Origin of the sequence: Streptomyces malaysiensis subsp. samsunensis (assembly GCF_024519315.1) — a bacterium.
GTDB lineage: Bacteria > Actinomycetota > Actinomycetes > Streptomycetales > Streptomycetaceae > Streptomyces > Streptomyces malaysiensis.
The window spans coordinates 50,555-67,387 of sequence record NZ_JANIIC010000039.1; the positions used below are offsets into that span (position 1 = coordinate 50,555).

Sequence of the window (16,833 nt, forward strand, 5' to 3'; positions counted from 1 at the left end):
GGGCTCCCGAAAGGACCCTGGTACGCCCGAAGGGACCCCGAAAGGGCCCTGGTGCACCCTCAGAGCCCCTGGAACCCGGGGGCGGGGCCAACAAGCCCGGCTCTCCGGCCAGCCGCGCTCAGGGCGCACCAGGGCCCGTCAGGGAGGCGTCCGCACAAAAGGGGGCGTCCGCACAAAAGGGGGCCGCCCCGGACCGGATGGTCCGGGGCGGCCCCTGGCATGGCGGCGGTTGACTACACCGCGTCACGCCTCCTTGCTCAGGTTCGGGCCCGCGCCACCGGCGGCGGACTCGATCGGCGGGGTGTCCGGCAGCGCCGACTTCTCCTCGCCGCGGAAGGTGAACTTCTTCTCCTCACCCTCACCCTCGGTGTCCACGACCACGATGTGGCCCGGACGCAGCTCGCCGAAGAGGATCTTCTCCGAGAGCACGTCCTCGACCTCGCGCTGGATCGTCCGGCGCAGCGGCCGGGCGCCCAGGACCGGGTCGTAGCCCCGCTTGGCCAGCAGCTTCTTGGCCTCGCCACTGAGCTCGATGCCCATGTCGCGGTCCTTCAGCCGCTCGTCCACCTTGTCGATCATGAGGTCGACGATCTGGATGATGTCGGTCTCGGTGAGCTGGTGGAAGACGACGGTGTCATCGACACGGTTCAGGAACTCGGGGCGGAAGTGCTGCTTCAGCTCCTCGTTGACCTTGGCCTTCATCCGCTCGTAGCCGGTCTTCACATCGCCCTGGGCGGCGAAGCCCAGGTTGAAGCCCTTGGAGATGTCCCGGGTGCCGAGGTTGGTGGTCATGATGATCACCGTGTTCTTGAAGTCCACGACCCGGCCCTGGGAGTCGGTCAGCCGACCGTCCTCCAGGATCTGGAGCAGCGAGTTGAAGATGTCCGGGTGGGCCTTCTCGACCTCGTCGAAGAGGACCACGGAGAACGGCTTGCGGCGCACCTTCTCGGTGAGCTGGCCGCCCTCCTCGTAGCCCACGTATCCGGGCGGGGAGCCGAAGAGCCGCGAGACGGTGTGCTTCTCGCTGAACTCCGACATGTCGAGCGAGATCATCGCGTCCTCGTCGCCGAAGAGGAACTCGGCGAGGGTCTTGCTGAGCTCGGTCTTACCGACACCGGACGGGCCCGCGAAGATGAACGAGCCGCCGGGGCGCTTGGGGTCCTTCAGGCCCGCACGCGTACGCCGGATGGCCTGGGAGAGCGCCTTGATGGCGTCCTTCTGGCCGATGACGCGCTTGTGCAGCTCGTCCTCCATGCGCAGCAGCCGGGAGGACTCCTCCTCGGTCAGCTTGAAGACCGGGATACCGGTGGCCGTGGCCAGGACCTCGGCGATCAGCTCCTCGTCGACCTCGGCGACGACGTCCATGTCGCCGGCCTTCCACTCCTTCTCCCGCTTCGCCTTGGCGGCCAGGAGCTGCTTCTCCTTGTCCCGCAGACCCGCGGCCATCTCGAAGTCCTGCGAGTCGATCGCGGACTCCTTCTCCCGGCGCACATCGGCGATCTTCTCGTCGAATTCACGCAGGTCCGGCGGTGCGGTCATACGGCGGATCCGCATCCGGGAACCGGCCTCGTCGATCAGGTCGATCGCCTTGTCCGGCAGGAAGCGATCCGAGATATAGCGGTCGGCCAGGGTGGCGGCCGCGACCAGGGCCGAGTCCGTGATCGAGACGCGGTGGTGCGCCTCGTAGCGGTCCCGCAGGCCCTTGAGGATCTCGATGGTGTGGGGCAGCGACGGCTCGGCGACCTGGATGGGCTGGAAGCGGCGCTCGAGGGCCGCGTCCTTCTCCAGGTACTTGCGGTACTCGTCGAGCGTCGTGGCGCCGATGGTCTGGAGCTCGCCCCGCGCCAGCATCGGCTTGAGGATGCTCGCGGCGTCGATCGCGCCCTCGGCGGCACCCGCACCCACCAGGGTGTGGAGCTCGTCGATGAACAGGATGATGTCGCCGCGGGTGCGAATCTCCTTGAGCACCTTCTTCAGGCGCTCCTCGAAGTCACCGCGGTAGCGGGAACCGGCGACCAGGGCGCCCAGGTCCAGGGTGTAGAGGTGCTTGTCCTTGAGGGTCTCGGGCACCTCGCCCTTGACGATGGCCTGGGCCAGTCCCTCGACGACCGCCGTCTTGCCGACGCCGGGCTCGCCGATGAGGACCGGGTTGTTCTTGGTGCGGCGCGAGAGCACCTGCATGACCCGCTCGATCTCCTTCTCGCGCCCGATGACCGGGTCGAGCTTGGATTCGCGGGCGGCCTGGGTGAGATTGCGGCCGAACTGGTCCAGGACGAGCGAGGTGGAGGGAGTGCCCTCCGCCGGGCCGCCGGCGGTGGCGGCCTCCTTGCCCTGGTAGCCGGAGAGCAGCTGGATGACCTGCTGCCGCACCCGGTTCAGATCGGCGCCCAGCTTCACGAGGACCTGGGCGGCGACGCCCTCGCCCTCGCGGATCAGGCCGAGCAGGATGTGCTCCGTACCGATGTAGTTGTGGCCGAGCTGAAGGGCCTCGCGGAGCGACAGCTCCAGGACCTTCTTGGCACGGGGGGTGAAGGGGATGTGCCCGGACGGGGCCTGCTGGCCCTGCCCGATGATCTCCTCCACCTGCTGGCGGACCGCCTCGAGCGAAATCCCGAGGCTCTCCAGGGCCTTAGCGGCGACACCCTCACCCTCGTGGATCAGGCCCAGGAGGATGTGTTCGGTGCCGATGTAGTTGTGGTTGAGCATCCGGGCTTCTTCCTGAGCCAGGACGACAACCCGCCGCGCGCGGTCGGTGAACCTCTCGAACATCGTTAATCGCTCCTCAGAGCGGTCAGAAAGATCGGGGACGATCCCCTCCCTGTCCTTCCGCATGCTAGTCCCGCAACCCGGGACAGCTCATTCCAACTGCCGACAACCGTCCGGATCACCCCCGCTCGCACGGGGCAAACAGCACTGGCCTCCTGCCCGAACAGCCGACAACTGCTTCAACCCGATGGTGCGAGACGATGTTCCCGCAGGCCAGGCATCTACGCCCACCGCCAGTACGCCGATGGCGAACGCCGCTTCCTCCCGACACGCGGACCGCCCCTCCCCACTAGGGATGTCTTACCCGCAAGCACGGATACTCCATGCCGTACGGGCCGGTTCCATCCGCTACGGGCGAACAACCTTGCGCCCGTTCACCGGCCCTGTAGGCCCCCTGGTGGGCACGGTGCGCACACGGACGCGTGCGGCGCGTCATCGCCCGCGTAACCAAGCGGGAGGGCGGGGAGTTCTGCTGGACATGATCCTCAGGGCCCACGGCGCGAGGCCGTCCGCACCGGCCGCCCGGTCACTCTGGTACGAGCGGGAGCTGGGCTGGCCGACGGCCGGCAGCGATCCCGTCGAACTGCTCACGGGGGTGGCCTTCGACGTGATCGAACTACCGGCCGTGGCCGGTTTCGCGATGCTGCGGCGCGTGCCGCGGACCGGTCCGGTCGCGGTGGAGGGCGCCTGGATGCGGTTCCTGGTGGCCCCGGGCAGCTCCGACGAGCTTCCGGGGCTGCTCGACTGGCTGGAGTGGGGCGGTGTGGCCCTGGACCTGGGCGCGATCGGCGCCGGAGGCCGGATCACCGCGCCGTGCCCCGCCCGCTCCTGGCCACCGCCCCTGGCCGCCGGGGCGCCCGGAGAGCGGTGCCCGCAGGAGGCCGCCGTATGGCTGCGACCTCCCGACCCGAAGGGCGAGGTGGAGCCGACGCTGCCGAGGGCAGGCTTCGGGGGCGATGGGGGCGCCCCCGATCTCGTACGGCTCGTGGGCGCGGCGGCTACGGAGTGCCACCGAGCCCGATTGTCGCGCGCCCGGCCGCTGCCCAGGCAGCGGCGAGCCGGGGGTAGCTGACGCGCTCAGCCGTTGGCCTTCTCGTACGCCTCACGCACGGTCGCGGGAACACGGCCGCGGTCGTTGACCTCGTAGCCGTTCTCCTTGGCCCAGGCGCGGATCTTCGCGGTGTCCTGGCTGCCGCCCGACGCCGCGCGGGTCTTGCCCCGGCCACCGGCAGCCCGGCCACCGGTGCGCCGACCGCCCTTGGTGAAGGGCTCCAGGGCGTCACGGAGCTTGTCCGCGTTGTTGGTGGTGAGGTCGATCTCGTAGCTCTTGCCGTCCAGAGCGAACGTCACGGTCTCGTCCGCCTCGCCGCCGTCGAGGTCGTCGACAAGAAGGACCTGAACCTTCTGTGCCATGGGGTTCCTTTCAGGGAAACGGGGGGCTCGGGGGCACAGCGTTACCCGCTGATGTCTCACCCCCCAGGTAATTACACTACGAGAGAATAGGAAACCGCTTTTCCCGGAAAAACACAAACCCCCCTCGAAGGTTCGACCGATCCACCAAGCGGGAAGGCTCATGGAAGGTCATGTTCCGGAGCTATGTGATAGGGGAGCGATTCGGACATAGGGCCCGCGATCACAGTTGCAGAAGCATCCGGCTGTTGCCAAGGGTGTTCGGCTTCACCCGTTCGAGACCAAGGAACTCGGCGACGCCCTCGTCATAGGAACGCAGGAGCTCGCTGTAGACATCGCCGTCCACCGGCGTCTCGCCGATCTCCACGAAGCCGTGCTTGGTGAAGAAGTCGACTTCGAAGGTGAGGCAGAAAATGCGCCGCACACCGAGCCAGCGCGCGGTCTGGAGCAGCTTGTCAAGCACCAGATGCCCAACACCGGTCCCCTTGAGAGTCCGATCGACGGCGAGAGTGCGGACCTCCGCGAGGTCTTCCCACATGACGTGCAGCGCTCCGCAGCCAATGACCTCAGCGTCCTCGTCGCGCTCGGCGACCCAGAACTCCTGGATGTCCTCGTAAAGCGTCACGGTGGCTTTGTCGAGCAGGATGCGATCGTCCACGTAGGAGTCGATGAGACGGCGCACGGCCCGTACATCGCCGGTCCGGGCACGGCGGACGGTGACTACTTTTGATAGTGGGGAGGACATGCCCGGACGCTATCGCCCCGGGTCATCGCCCCGACTCACCGGGGCTCTCCCCCGACTCCCCCAGTTGTGCGACACGCATGGCATCCCGTAGTGCGTCGCGCTGCTCTTCGGACATCATCCCGAAGAACGCGACGAGAGCGGCCGCGGGGTTGTCACTGGTCGACCACGCTTCGTTCATCAGTGCGGCCGAGTAGGCGGCGCGCGTGGAGACCGCGGCATATCGATAGGCGCGGCCTTCCACCTCCCTGCGCAACCACCCCTTGTGATGGAGGTTGTCCATTACGGTCATGACCGTCGTGTAGGCGATCGAGCGTTCCCGCTGAAGGTCTTCCAGGACTTCCCGGACCGTGACCGGGCGGTTCCACTTCCACACCCGCGTCATGACCGCGTCTTCGAGATCTCCCAATGGCCGAGGCACACCGAGAATAATAGTGGGAGATGTCCTGAATGTCCGGAGGTCCGCGGGGTTTGCTCGGGAAAAGCCGCACGCCCCGGGACGCGATGCGTCCCGGGGCGTGGTGCGACCGTGGTGTGGCGGGAGGGCGGCGGCGCCCATATGGGTCCGATGAACCCGATCGATCCGAGTGGCCCGATCAGGCCGATCAGGACGGCTCGCGCTCCGGGGCCGGGCGCTCCGCCTCGGCGTGGGCCGCCAGCGCCGCGTCCACCGCGGCGTCCTCCTTGGCCTTGTTGGCGCCGCCCTGGCTCTTCACCATCGTCACGATGAGCGCGGTGAAGGCCACGGCCATCACAATGGGCGGGACCAGCGCGGAGACGTAATCCATGGCTCTCGGCCTCCTTTTGCTCGAGACCACCAGATTACGCGGCGCGCCGCGGCCTCCCGGAGCCGGGCACCGCTCCCGGGCGGGGCGGCCCCGGGCCAGGGCGGGGGCGCCGGCCCGCGGGTCAGGCGGAGCGGGCCCCGGTGCCGCGGTCGAGCCTCGAATCGCGCTCCGGGGGCGGCGTGGGGCGGCGGCGCTTGGGCGGGAAGACCTCCGCCGGCGTGGGCACCGGACGCCCCGGGCGTGGCGCCCGGCGGCCCGGCTCCCGGCGCTTGGGCTCCTCGCGGTCGCCGTGCTCGGGCGCCGGGGGCTTCTTGCGCGGCTCCCGCTTCGGCTCGTCGGCCTTCTGCACGGCCTCCCGCGCGACCTCCTCCCCCTTCCGGACCGCCCCCCGCACGGCCGTCCGGGGGACCGCCGAGACCCCGCCGGGCAGGGCGCGCAGCCGGGGCGCCACCGGGCGCGTACGCGGCTCCACGACGGCGCCGGAGCGCTCCGCCAGCCGGGCGCGCACGCCCCGCTCGGCAAGGCGCTCGCAGTGGTTCAGCAGCGCGCGCCGGCGCGTCGTCTCACCGCCGGCCGCGGCCGACCCGCACAGCGTGCGGAGCGCGGCCAGATCCTCGGCCAGCGGCTCGTAACCGGCCGCGAGGGCGCCCTGGAGCTGCTCGAGATAGCCGACGGCGGCACCGGGCAGAGCGGCGCGGTAGCGGGCGAGCTCGTCGAGCAGGAACGCTCGCAGCCGCCCGCCCTCGCGGACCGCTTCGTCCACCGCCTCGGCGAGCCGGAGACAGTCCTGGACCTCCTCCGCCCGGTCCGGGCCGAGGGGGCCGGCAGAGGGAGTGACGGGGTCGGGTTGGAGGGCGATGGCGAGGGCGCGTCGGAGCACACGCAGCTCATCCGCACTGAACGCCATTCCGCCGCGGGATCCATATGGCGTGGGCATGGGGCGACTTTAAGTGCTAAGCGGACAAATTTCGCTGAGCGCCGGACGGTGCGGCGCGTTGCGGACACCAAGCCGCCATACGGACGCAAAGCCGCCATACGGGGGAAGTGCCGGACGGGACCGCGCCGAGGCGGTCCCGTCCGGACCCGGCACCCGGGGGCGGACCGTCGCATCCGGGTGCCGGTGTACATGGTCGACGGCCCTTCCGCTCGTCAATACGGAATTCGAAGTGCCGTCATTCCCTTGACCGCCCCTCGCCCCAATGGCGAAGAGCGATCAGCGCCCCCGACGAATCCAGAGCGCGGGAATTCGTTTCGGAATGCCGTCAATGCGGTCGAGCATGCAGGTGAAGAGGTGATCGCCGGTGCTCAGCCGCGCGAGACGTTCCGCTCGTAGACCAGTCTGAGGCCGATCAGGGTCAGCCAGGGCTCATGCTCATCGATCACTGAGGATTCTCCTAGCACCATGGGCGCCAGCCCACCGGTGGCGATCACGGTGACGTCCTCCGGATCCTGGGCCAGCTCCCGCGCCATCCGGCGGACGATCCCGTCCACCTGCCCGGCGAATCCGTAGAGGATGCCGGACTGCATGGCCTCCACCGTGTTCTTCCCGATCACGCTGCGCGGGCGGGCCAGCTCGATCTTGCGCAACTGCGCCCCGCGTACGCCCAGCGCCTCGACCGAGATCTCGATACCCGGCGCGATCACCCCGCCCACGTACTCACCGCGGGCGCTGACCGCGTCGAAGGTCGTCGCGGTGCCGAAGTCGACGACCACGCACGGGCCCTCGTACAGCTCGACGGCGGCCAGCGCGTTGATGATCCGGTCGGCGCCGACCTCCTTGGGGTTGTCCACCAGGATCGGCACACCGGTCTTCACGCCCGGCTCGACCAGGACGGACGGCACATCGCCGTAGTAGCGGCGGGTCACCTCGCGCAGCTCGTGGAGGACCGAGGGGACGGTGGAGCAGATGGAGATGCCCGCGATGCCGTCGCCCAGCTCCTCGCCGAGCAGCGGATGCATGCCCATCAGGCCCTGGAGCAGGACGGCGAGTTCATCGGCGGTGCGGCGGGCGTCGGTGGAGATCCGCCAGTGCTCGACGATCTCGTCCCCGTCGAAGAGGCCCAGCACCGTGTGGGTGTTCCCGACGTCGATGGTGAGGAGCATGGGTCAACTCACCTCGGCGCCGCGCAGGTCCAGGCCGATGTCCAGGATCGGGGAGGAGTGGGTGAGCGCGCCCACGGCCAGATAGTCGACGCCCGTCTCGGCGTACGTACGGGCGCCTGCGAGCGTCAGCCGCCCCGAGGACTCCAGCGCGGCGCGCCCGGCCACCAGCTCGACGGCCTCGCGGGTCCGCTCCGGGGTGAAGTTGTCCAGCAGGATGAGGTCGGCGCCCGCCGCCAGGACCGGCGGGATCTGGTCGAGGGTGTCGACCTCCACCTCGATCGGCACGTCCGGGAACTCGGCCCGCACCGCGCCGAACGCCTCCGCGACGCCGCCCGCCGCGATCACATGGTTGTCCTTGACCAGCGCCGCGTCCGAGAGCGACATACGGTGGTTGGCCCCGCCGCCGCAGCGCACCGCGTACTTCTCCAGGGCGCGCAGCCCCGGAGTGGTCTTACGGGTGTCACGGACCTTGGTCCTCGTCCCCTCGAGGGCGTCGGCCCACGCACGGGTCGCGGTCGCGATGCCGGAGAGCCGGCACAGGAGGTTGAGCGCGCTGCGCTCACCGGTGAGCAGGTCGCGGGTGCGGGTGCGGACGCTGAGCAGCTTCTGACCGGCCGCCACCCGGTCGCCGTCCTCGACATGCCGCTCGACCTCGAACTCGTCGGTGCAGACCACGGACAGGACCGCCTCGGCGATCCGCAGCCCCGCGACGGTGCCCGCCTCCCGGGCCGTGAAGTCGCCGGTGGCGAAGGCGTCCTCGGGGACGGTGGCCACGGTGGTGACGTCCACGCCCTGGTCGAGGTCCTCCTCGATGGCCATATGGGCGATGTCCTCGACCTGCACGGGGTCGAGTCCGGCGCCGGTCAGCAGCTCGGCCAGATCGGGGTCCAGACCGCACTCCATCGGGTCGAGCCCCATGCCGTCGGCGTCGTCACCACCGCAGCCGCAGGCGTCGCCGCAGCCCGCCCCCTCACCGGGACCGCCGATCTGGAGCAGCGGCAGGGGCACGGGTGGTTGACGGTCTTCGGAAGTGCTGCTGCTCACGGGCGGGACTCCGTCTCGGCTCTGGGGGTGGTCGGTGGGGGAAACGCTTCGGAGTCCGTGGAACGGACATCGAGGGCGCCGTCCGGGCGGAGGGTGACCAGGAGGTGGCGGCGCCAGACGGCGTCGTCCCGCTCGGGGCGGTCCTCGCGCCAGTGGCAGCCGCGGGTCTCCTCACGGCGGAGCGCGGCGGCGACCAGGACCCGGGCGACGAGATGGAGGTTGGTGGCCTCCCAGGTCTCCACCCCGGGCTCGGCCGTCTTGCCGTCCCGCCTCAGCTGCGCCGCGGCGTCGTCGTGGACGCGGTCCAGCCGGTCGGCGGCGCGGGCCAGGCTCTCGGCGGAGCGGAGGACTCCGGCGCCGTGGGTCATGATGTGCTGGATCTCGGAGCGGGCCTCGGAGGCGAGCAGGGGCGCGCCGGCGGGGGACCCGAGGGCGTCGGGAGTATCGGTGGCATCCGGGTCCGACGGCCCCGTCCGCTCGTCCGGCCCCTCGGTCCGCTCGGCGGCCCCGGCGGGCTCCGCCGCGGCGGCGATGCCTTCTGTGATGTCCTCTGTGACGCCTTCTGTAATGCCCTCTGTGATGTCCTCCGCGATGCGCTCCGCGAAGACCAGGCCCTCCAGAAGGGAGTTGGAGGCCAGGCGGTTGGCGCCGTGGACGCCGGTGCAGGCGACCTCCCCGCAGGCGTAGAGACCGGGGACGGTGGTGCGCCCGCGCAGATCGGTGCGGACCCCGCCGCTCGCGTAGTGCGCGGCCGGGGCGACCGGGATGGGCTCGGACACCGGGTCGATGCCGTGCGTACGGCAGGCGGCGAGGATGGTCGGGAAGCGGCGCTCCCACATCTCGGCCCCGAAGTGGCGGGCGTCCAGGTACATATGCTCGGCGCCGCGCTCCCGCATCCGCCGCATGATGCCCTTGGCGACGATGTCACGGGGCGCCAGCTCGGCCAGCTCGTGCTGCCCCCGCATGAAGCGCACCCCGTCGGCGTCCACGAGATGGGCGCCCTCGCCCCGCACCGCCTCCGAGACCAGCGGCTGCTGGCCCTCCGCCTCCGGGCCCAGCCACAGCACCGTGGGATGGAACTGCACAAACTCCAGATCGCTGACCTCGGCCCCGGCCCGCAGCGCGAGCGCCACCCCGTCGCCGGTGGAGACGGCGGGGTTGGTGGTGGCGGAGAAGATCTGGCCCATGCCGCCGGTGGCGAGGACGACCGCGCCCGCCCGTACCGCGCCCACGCCGTCCCGCCGGCCCTCGCCCATGACGTGCAGGGTGACCCCGGCCGTCCGGCCGGCGCCGTCCTTGAGGAGATCGAGCACCAGGGCGTTCTCCACGGTGTCGATACCGGCCGCGCGCACCGCCTCGACCAGGGCCCGGGAGATCTCCGCGCCGGTCGCGTCGCCGCCCGCGTGGGCGATCCGGCGGCGGTGGTGGCCGCCCTCGCGGGTCAGCAGGATCTCGCCCGTGTCGTCGTCGGCGTCGAAGCGGGCGCCGGTGGCGATGAGCCGACGCACCGCGTCGGGCCCCTCGCTGACCAGCGTCCGCACCGCCCGCTCGTCACAGAGCCCGGCGCCGGCCACCAGGGTGTCGTCCAGATGCTGCTCGGGGGTGTCGCCCTCGCCGAGGGCGGCGGCTATGCCGCCCTGGGCCCAGCGCGTGGAGCCGTCGTCCAGGCGGGCCTTGGTGACCACCGTGACCCTGGCCCCGGCCGCGGCACAGCGCAGCGCCACGGTCAGCCCGGCGACCCCGGAGCCGACGACCACGACATCGGCCTCGATGGCCCAGCCGGGGGCGGGGGCGCGCAGGGCGGTGGCGGGGGTGGCGGCGCGCGGAGCGGGGGCGGCGGCCGACGGCCGCCCGGTCGGACGGCTCATCGGGCGGCTCCGATCCACAGGCGGATGTTGTCTATCAGGCGGGTGGCGCCGACCTTGGCGGCGACGGCCAGCACGGCCTCGCCGGTGTGCGCGTCGGAGACCTCGGTGAAGTCGGCGGGGTCGACCAGGCCCAGATAGTCCAGGGCCAGCGGCGGTTCGAACCCCGCCGCCTCGTCGAGCACCGCACGCACCGCGGACCGCACCGCGGCGGGCGACGCGACCCGTATGAGCTCGTGCTCCTCGGCGCCGGCCGGGCCCTCCCCGGCCGCCAGCAGCCCCGCGTCACGCCCCGCGAACAGCGCCCGGGACAGGGCCAGCGCGGTGTCCCGCTCCTGGGCCGACAGATAGCGGTTACGGCTGGAGAGGGCGAGCCCGTCGCCCTCCCGGACGGTGGGGACGCCGACGATCTCGACCGGGAAGTCCAGATCGCGGGTCATCCGGCGGATCAGCGCCAGCTGCTGGGCGTCCTTCTCGCCGAAGAAGGCGACATCGGGGCGGGTGATGTGGAGCAGCTTGGCGACGACGGTGAGCATCCCGTCGAAGTGGCCGGGGCGCGAGGCGCCCTCATAGCGCTCGCCCATGGAGCCCGCCGTGATCCGGATGTGCGGCTCACCGCCCGGATACACCTCCTCGGCGGACGGGGCGAAGACGATGTCCGCGCCCGCCTCGGCCGCCACCTTGAGGTCGGCGTCCAGGGTGCGCGGATAGCGGTCGAGGTCCTCGCCCGCGCCGAACTGCAAGGGATTGACGAAGACGGTGACGGTCACCAGGCCCTTGGCGCCCACCCGGGCGCGGGCGGTGCGGATGAGCGAGGCGTGTCCGTCGTGCAGCGCGCCCATGGTCATCACGACGGCCGCCCGCCCCGGTACGGCGAAGTGGGCGAACGCCGCGTCCAGCTCCGGGCGATGGCGGAACAGCTCCACATCAGGCTCCCCGGGCAGCGCCTTGGTCCACAGCTTCGGGCTCATGCCTCGCCACCTCCCCGGCCGCGTGCGTCGGTGACGTCCGAGAGCACGCCCAGCAGGTCCTCCGCGAGCTCCGGCTTGAGCAGGCCGTGGGCGAGCGCCCGGTCCGCTGTCGTACGGGCCATGGCCAGATAGCCGGCGACGGCGTGCGGGGCGTGCCGCCGCAACTCGGCGACATGGGCGGCGACCGTGCCCGCGTCACCGCGCGCGACCGGGCCGGTCAGCGCGGCGTCGCCGCTGCGCAGCGCGTTGTCCAGCGCGGCGCCGAGGAGCGGGCCGAGCATCCGGTCGGGGGCCTCGACGCCGGACTCGCGCAGCAGCTCCATGGACTGGGCGACCAGCGTCATGAGGTGGTTGGCGCCGATGGCGAGGGCCGCGTGATAGAGCGGACGGGACTCCTCCGCGATCCACTCGGGCTCCCCGCCCATCTCGATGACCAGCGCCTCGGCCGCCAGCCGCAACTCCTCGGGGGCGGTGACGCCGAACGAGCAGCCGGCCAGCCGCTGGACGTCCACCGGGGTGCCGGTGAAGGTCATGACGGGGTGCAGCGCGAGCGGCAGCGCACCGGCCCGCAGCGCGGGCTCCAGCACGCCGACGCCATAGCGGCCTGAGGTGTGCACCAGCAGCTGGCCCGGTCGCACCGCGCCGGTTTCGGCGAGGCCGCCGATCAGCTCGGGCAGCGCGTCGTCGGGGACGGTGAGCAGCACCAGCTCGGCCCGCGCCAGCACCTCGGAGGGCGGGACGATCGGGACTTCGGGGAGCAGGGCGGCGGCCCGGCGCACGGAGGCGTCGGAGACACCGGAGGCGGCGACCGGACGGTGCCCGGCCAGCCGGAGGGAGGCGGCGAGGGCGGGGCCGACACGGCCCGCGCCGACGACCCCGACCGTGAGCCGGGCAGGGCGGTCCCGAGGCTCGGGGAGTGGTTGAGCATTCACGCGACAGCGGCCTTCCGTTCCAGTCCTCAGGGGGTACCGGACGATTCCCCGCCATGCTACGCGAGTGGTTCCGGGGGGTTTGGCCGCACGCCCGGGCCTGTGGACAACTCTGTGGTCCGAAGGACAGCCCGCCCCATGCCCGGTGCCCGGTCGGCGGCCGACCGGCCGGCGACATGATCTGCCCTTGACTTCCTCCCCCTCATAGACGAGGGGGTTCCTACGGCTCGCGCTGTAGGGCTTCCTGCTTCATCACCGGCTGCCCCGTCCGGGAGGACTCCCGTTGAGGTCTTACACCGGCTCCACAGGCCGACACCGCCAGCCCGGCGGCCAGAAGGTTCTTCGCCGCGTTCACGTCCCGGTCATGGGTCGTGCCGCAAGCGCACGTCCAGGTGCGGACACCGAGCGGCATCCTCTTTTGCAGGGCGCCGCACACGGAGCACAACTTGGAGGAGGGGAACCAGCGGTCGACCGCGATCACTTCGCGGCCGTACCAGGCGGCCTTGTACTCCAGCATGCTCCGGAACTCCGACCATGCCGCGTCGGAGATCGCCCGGGACAACTTGCCGTTCTTCAGCATGTTCCGGACGGTGAGATCCTCGATCACGAGCGTTTGGTTCTCACGCACGAGTCGGGTGGTCAGCTTGTGCAGATGGTCACGACGGCGGTCGGCGATACGGGTGTAGACCCTGGCGACCTTGCGGCGCGCTTTGGCCCGGTTGGCGCCGTCGCCCCTGGCCTTGCGGGCGAGGTCGCGCTGGGCACGGGCGAGGCGGGCGCGGTCGCGCCGCTCGTGCCTGGGATTGGTGATCTTCTCACCCGTGGACAGGGTGAGCAGGTGGTCGAGTCCGGCGTCGATACCGACCGCCGAGCCGCCGGCGGGCAGCGGCTGGACGGTGGGGTCCTCGACGAGGAGGGAGACGAACCAGCGCCCGGCCGCGTCCTGGGAGACGGTCGCCGTGGACGGGAGCGCGCCTTCGGGCAGGGGACGGGACCAGACGATGTCCAGCGGCTGGGCCATCTTCGCCAGCGTCAGCTTCCCCTCCCGGAACCGGAAGGCGCTGGAGGTGTACTCGGCGGACTTGCCGGACCTCTTGCGCGACTTGAACCGCGGATACTTCGACTGCTTGGCGAAGAACGCGGTGAACGCGGCCTGGAGGTGCCGCAGGGCCTGCTGGAGCGGAACCGAGGACACCTCGTTGAGGAAGGCCAGTTCCTCGGTCTTCTTCCACGCCGTCAGCATCGCCGACGTCGCGTTGTAGTTGACCCGCTCCTGTCGCAACGTCCACGCCTCGGTACGGGCCGCGAGCGCCATGTTGTAGACCTTCCGCACGCATCCGAACGTGCGCGACAGCTCCGCCGCCTGCGCATCGGTCGGATAGAAGCGGTACCGATACGCCCGCTTCACGTGAGTGGCCATGACTCACAAGCTAGCACATCAGCTTGTGACTGCCTGACGAACTGTCAGTGACGGCCGACGACGTCACGGCCGCGGTCGACGCCTTCCTCGCACGGGTCCGGAAGCTCATGAACGGGGACGGCGGACCGGCGCCGCAGGGCGGCCAGGCCCTCCCGTAGCTCCCTTACGGCGCGCAGGGTGTCCGTAAGGCGGCCATGGCGGCCGCGGCGGCGGGCCGCGCGGCCGGCCACCGCGGCCCGGACGCCGCGGTACTCCCGCAGTTCCCGGAGGGTGCGCCAGTCGTGCCGGCCCGGTGCGGGCGGGGCGGGTTCGCCGCGCCGGGCGGCCCGGTACAGGTCGAGTGCGTACTGCTCGGTGAGGGACATGGCTCGACGGTCCGCCCGGCCCCAGGCTCCGGTCACGCCGTTTGACGATGGACGTCAAACGAGGGCGGCACGGGTGACGGGCTCCCGCACCATGGGCTCATGGCCAATGTCATCGACATCGCCGGGCTGCCGTCCGAGCGCATCGTCTTCAGCCCGTCCCCGCTCGCCGAGCTGGGCGCGGCGCTGCATGTGCTGTCCGAGCCCGCCCACCACCCCGGGCTGCACGGCTGGGCCACCGCCACCGCCTCCGGGCTGAAACCGGATCTCGCGGACCGGCTCTGCGAGGCGGACTTCCTGTGGCGCTCCGCCCGCTCCGATCTGCTGCTCCCGGCCGCCCCCGGGGCGACGCTCGCGGAGGAGCTGGACGCGCTGGACCGGATCGACGACGAGACTTTCGTGGCGGCCGCCTTCGAGATCGCCTGCTCCACCTCGTACTCCCGGCAGACCCCCTCGCCGCTGGTCGACGCGGGCGAACGGGCCCGGGTCCGCGAGATGGCGGCCGCCCGGGGGCCGCGGCAGGCGGCCTTCACCGACCGCATGCTGGAGGACCCGGACGGGCTGCGGGTGTGGTTGCGGCGGCTGCTGGAGGACTGCGACCGGGCGTTCTTCGCCGACACCTGGCGGCGGGTGCGGATCCAGCTGGCCGCCGACGCCCGCCACAAGGCCGAGCTGCTGCACCACAAGGGGCCCGCGGAGGCGCTGGTGGCGGCCTCCGCCGCGCTGTCGCTGTCGGAGGACGGGGGCAGCATCGTCGTCGACAAGCTGGCGGGCGGCCGTACGAGGGCGTACGGCGACGGCATCACCTTCATCCCGACCACCTTCGGCTGGCCGCATCTCATCGTCGTGCACGCGCCCGGCTGGCGCCCGGTGATCCAGTACCCGGTGGCCACCCCCGAGCTCCCGCCGCCCGCCGCCCTGGAGCTCGTCCAGTGCCGCCTGGAGGCCCTGGCCCACCCGATGCGGATGCGGCTGTGCCGCACCCTGGCCCGCGGCCCGCACACCACCGGTGAGCTCTCCGAGTCGTACGGCATCACGCCCCCGGAGGTCTCCCGCCATATCGCCGTGCTGAAGAAGGCCGGTCTGCTCACCACCCGCCGCCGCGGCCGCTATGTGCTGCACCAGCTCGACCTGGCGTCGGTGGCCCGGCTGGGCAGCGACTTCCTGGAGGGCGTTCTGCGGTAGCTCCGCCTAAAATATTCAACCGAGCGCGAACGGAGCGGGGCCATGAGCGCCGAGGAGCGGAGCAGCGATGAGCGACCGAAGCCACCGGACCGCACCCGCGCACACCCACCCCGACGATGTGGCCGTGCGGACCGCGCTCGCGGCGCTCGCCGACCCCGTACGGCTCCAGCTGGTCCGCGAGCTGGCCGCGGCGGCCGACTGGGAGCACGCCTGCGGCACCTTCGACGTGCCCGTGGGCAAGGCGGCCCTCAGCCACCACTTCTCGGTGCTGCGCGCGGCCGGGCTGATCGAGCAGCGCGACATGGGCCCCAGGCGGGTCAGCCGGCTGCGCCGCCCCGAGTTCGACCGGCGCTTCCCCGGACTGCTCGACCTGGTGCTGCGCGAACGGTAGGACGGGGCGAGGACGGGCGGCAGGGCGAGCGTCCGCCGAAGCGGTAAGGCGGCCGCGTCAACCGTAAGGACGCCGCCTCAGCGAGCCGATCCGGCCGGCCCCGCCGGGCCCCCGGCCCGCACCAGCCCCGTCTCGTAGGCCATCACCACCACCTGCACCCGGTCCCGCAGCTCCAGCTTGGTGAGGATGCGCCCCACATGGGTCTTCACGGTGGCCTCGGACAGCACCAGCCGCGCCGCGATCTCGCCGTTCGACAGCCCCTGCGCGACCAGCAGCACCACCTCGCGCTCCCGGTCGGTGAGCCGCTCGAGCCCCGGACGGGCCCGGCCCCCGGAGCCACCGGCCCCGCCACCCGGCAGCATCGGCGCGAACCGGTCCAGCAGCCGGCGCGTCGTACTGGGCGCGACCACCGCGTCACCGCTGTGCACCGCGCGGATCGCCGCGAGCAGCTCACCCGGCGGCACATCCTTGAGCATGAAGCCGGCCGCCCCGGCCTTCAGCGCCGAGAAGGCGTATTCGTCCAGGTCGAAGGTGGTCAGGATGATGACCTTCGGCGCGTCCTCGCGTTCACATATCCGCCGGGTCGCCTCCACCCCGTCGAGTTTGGGCATCCGGACGTCCATGAGGATGACGTCGATCGCCGTGGAGCGCACCGCCGCCAGCGCCTCCACCCCATCGCCCGCCTCGGCGACGACCTCCATATCGGGCTGGGCCGCGAGCACCATCCGGAAGCCGGTGCGCAGCAGCACTTGGTCATCGACGAGCATGACGCGGATCGACATCCGGACGGGTCCCTTCCCTCTGGCCTGACGGCCGGCTCCCTCTGGACGGGCAGCCATCCCACAGCACCTACGCCT

Annotated in this window: 17 protein-coding genes; 3 read left to right on the plus strand and 14 right to left on the minus strand. The window is 71.5% G+C overall.

Annotation, left to right across the window (positions count from 1 at the left end; all coding sequences use genetic code 11):
• Positions 1 to 243: 243 nt before the first annotated feature.
• Complete coding sequence (locus NQU54_RS29440; RefSeq protein ID WP_069860863.1) at positions 244 to 2,769, minus strand: ATP-dependent Clp protease ATP-binding subunit; 2,526 nt, start codon at positions 2,767 to 2,769, stop codon at positions 244 to 246.
• 475 nt (positions 2,770 to 3,244) lie between these two features.
• On the opposite strand from NQU54_RS29440, the gene NQU54_RS29445 reads away from it, so the two are divergent.
• Positions 3,245 to 3,838, plus strand: coding sequence for an SCO3374 family protein (locus NQU54_RS29445; RefSeq protein ID WP_257633698.1), 594 nt, complete (start codon positions 3,245 to 3,247; stop codon positions 3,836 to 3,838).
• Between the two features lie 5 nt (positions 3,839 to 3,843).
• Here the strand turns inward: NQU54_RS29445 and NQU54_RS29450 are convergent, their stop codons facing one another.
• From NQU54_RS29450 to NQU54_RS29505, 12 genes are all read right to left on the minus strand, one after another.
• Positions 3,844 to 4,179 carry a histone-like nucleoid-structuring protein Lsr2 gene (locus tag NQU54_RS29450; RefSeq protein ID WP_069860865.1) on the minus strand — a complete coding sequence of 112 codons (336 nt, stop codon included), beginning with the start codon at positions 4,177 to 4,179 and terminating at the stop codon, positions 3,844 to 3,846.
• A 220-nt stretch (positions 4,180 to 4,399) separates the two neighbouring features.
• Positions 4,400 to 4,921 (minus strand): amino-acid N-acetyltransferase, encoded by a 522-nt coding sequence (locus tag NQU54_RS29455; RefSeq protein WP_069860866.1) that lies wholly within the window; start codon positions 4,919 to 4,921, stop codon positions 4,400 to 4,402.
• 22 nt (positions 4,922 to 4,943) lie between these two features.
• Positions 4,944 to 5,339 carry a BlaI/MecI/CopY family transcriptional regulator gene (locus NQU54_RS29460; protein ID WP_079258096.1) on the minus strand — a complete coding sequence of 132 codons (396 nt, stop codon included), beginning with the start codon at positions 5,337 to 5,339 and terminating at the stop codon, positions 4,944 to 4,946.
• A gap of 184 nt (positions 5,340 to 5,523) precedes the next feature.
• Positions 5,524 to 5,706 (minus strand): hypothetical protein, encoded by a 183-nt coding sequence (locus NQU54_RS29465; protein WP_069860868.1) that lies wholly within the window; start codon positions 5,704 to 5,706, stop codon positions 5,524 to 5,526.
• A gap of 121 nt (positions 5,707 to 5,827) precedes the next feature.
• Positions 5,828 to 6,643 (minus strand): hypothetical protein, encoded by an 816-nt coding sequence (locus NQU54_RS29470; protein ID WP_257633699.1) that lies wholly within the window; start codon positions 6,641 to 6,643, stop codon positions 5,828 to 5,830.
• Between the two features lie 368 nt (positions 6,644 to 7,011).
• Positions 7,012 to 7,809 (minus strand): type III pantothenate kinase, encoded by a 798-nt coding sequence (locus NQU54_RS29475; protein ID WP_020870373.1) that lies wholly within the window; start codon positions 7,807 to 7,809, stop codon positions 7,012 to 7,014.
• Positions 7,810 to 7,812: 3 nt separating this feature from the next.
• Positions 7,813 to 8,853 (minus strand): carboxylating nicotinate-nucleotide diphosphorylase, encoded by a 1,041-nt coding sequence (gene nadC / locus NQU54_RS29480; RefSeq protein WP_257633700.1) that lies wholly within the window; start codon positions 8,851 to 8,853, stop codon positions 7,813 to 7,815.
• Entirely contained in the window at positions 8,850 to 10,721 is a 1,872-nt protein-coding gene (locus tag NQU54_RS29485; protein ID WP_257633701.1) for an L-aspartate oxidase, read from the minus strand. The genes nadC and NQU54_RS29485 overlap by 4 nt, the downstream gene beginning before the upstream one ends.
• A complete protein-coding gene (panC, locus tag NQU54_RS29490; protein ID WP_257633702.1) occupies positions 10,718 to 11,689 on the minus strand; it encodes a pantoate--beta-alanine ligase in 972 nt (323 codons plus the stop codon). The genes NQU54_RS29485 and panC overlap by 4 nt, the downstream gene beginning before the upstream one ends.
• The gene (locus tag NQU54_RS29495) at positions 11,686 to 12,621 is read right to left on the minus strand and encodes a Rossmann-like and DUF2520 domain-containing protein (protein WP_069860872.1); all 936 of its coding nucleotides are present in this window, start codon (positions 12,619 to 12,621) and stop codon (positions 11,686 to 11,688) included. Before NQU54_RS29495 ends, panC begins: the two co-directional genes overlap by 4 nt.
• Positions 12,622 to 12,838: 217 nt before the next feature.
• Positions 12,839 to 14,038: an RNA-guided endonuclease InsQ/TnpB family protein gene (locus NQU54_RS29500; protein WP_257633703.1), complete on the minus strand. Its 1,200-nt coding sequence runs from the start codon at positions 14,036 to 14,038 to the stop codon at positions 12,839 to 12,841.
• A gap of 44 nt (positions 14,039 to 14,082) precedes the next feature.
• Complete coding sequence (locus NQU54_RS29505; protein ID WP_257633734.1) at positions 14,083 to 14,403, minus strand: hypothetical protein; 321 nt, start codon at positions 14,401 to 14,403, stop codon at positions 14,083 to 14,085.
• A 99-nt stretch (positions 14,404 to 14,502) separates the two neighbouring features.
• Between NQU54_RS29505 and NQU54_RS29510 the strand changes: the two genes are divergently transcribed.
• Together NQU54_RS29510 and NQU54_RS29515 are read left to right on the plus strand one after the other, a co-directional pair.
• Positions 14,503 to 15,585, plus strand: a complete 1,083-nt coding sequence (locus NQU54_RS29510; RefSeq protein WP_257633704.1) for a DUF5937 family protein — start codon at positions 14,503 to 14,505, stop codon at positions 15,583 to 15,585.
• A gap of 67 nt (positions 15,586 to 15,652) precedes the next feature.
• The gene (locus tag NQU54_RS29515; RefSeq protein ID WP_257633705.1) at positions 15,653 to 15,976 is read left to right on the plus strand and encodes an ArsR/SmtB family transcription factor; all 324 of its coding nucleotides are present in this window, start codon (positions 15,653 to 15,655) and stop codon (positions 15,974 to 15,976) included.
• Positions 15,977 to 16,053: 77 nt separating this feature from the next.
• Here NQU54_RS29515 and NQU54_RS29520 read toward each other — a convergent pair whose 3' ends face one another.
• Complete coding sequence (locus NQU54_RS29520; protein ID WP_257633706.1) at positions 16,054 to 16,758, minus strand: response regulator transcription factor; 705 nt, start codon at positions 16,756 to 16,758, stop codon at positions 16,054 to 16,056.
• Positions 16,759 to 16,833: the final 75 nt, after the last annotated feature.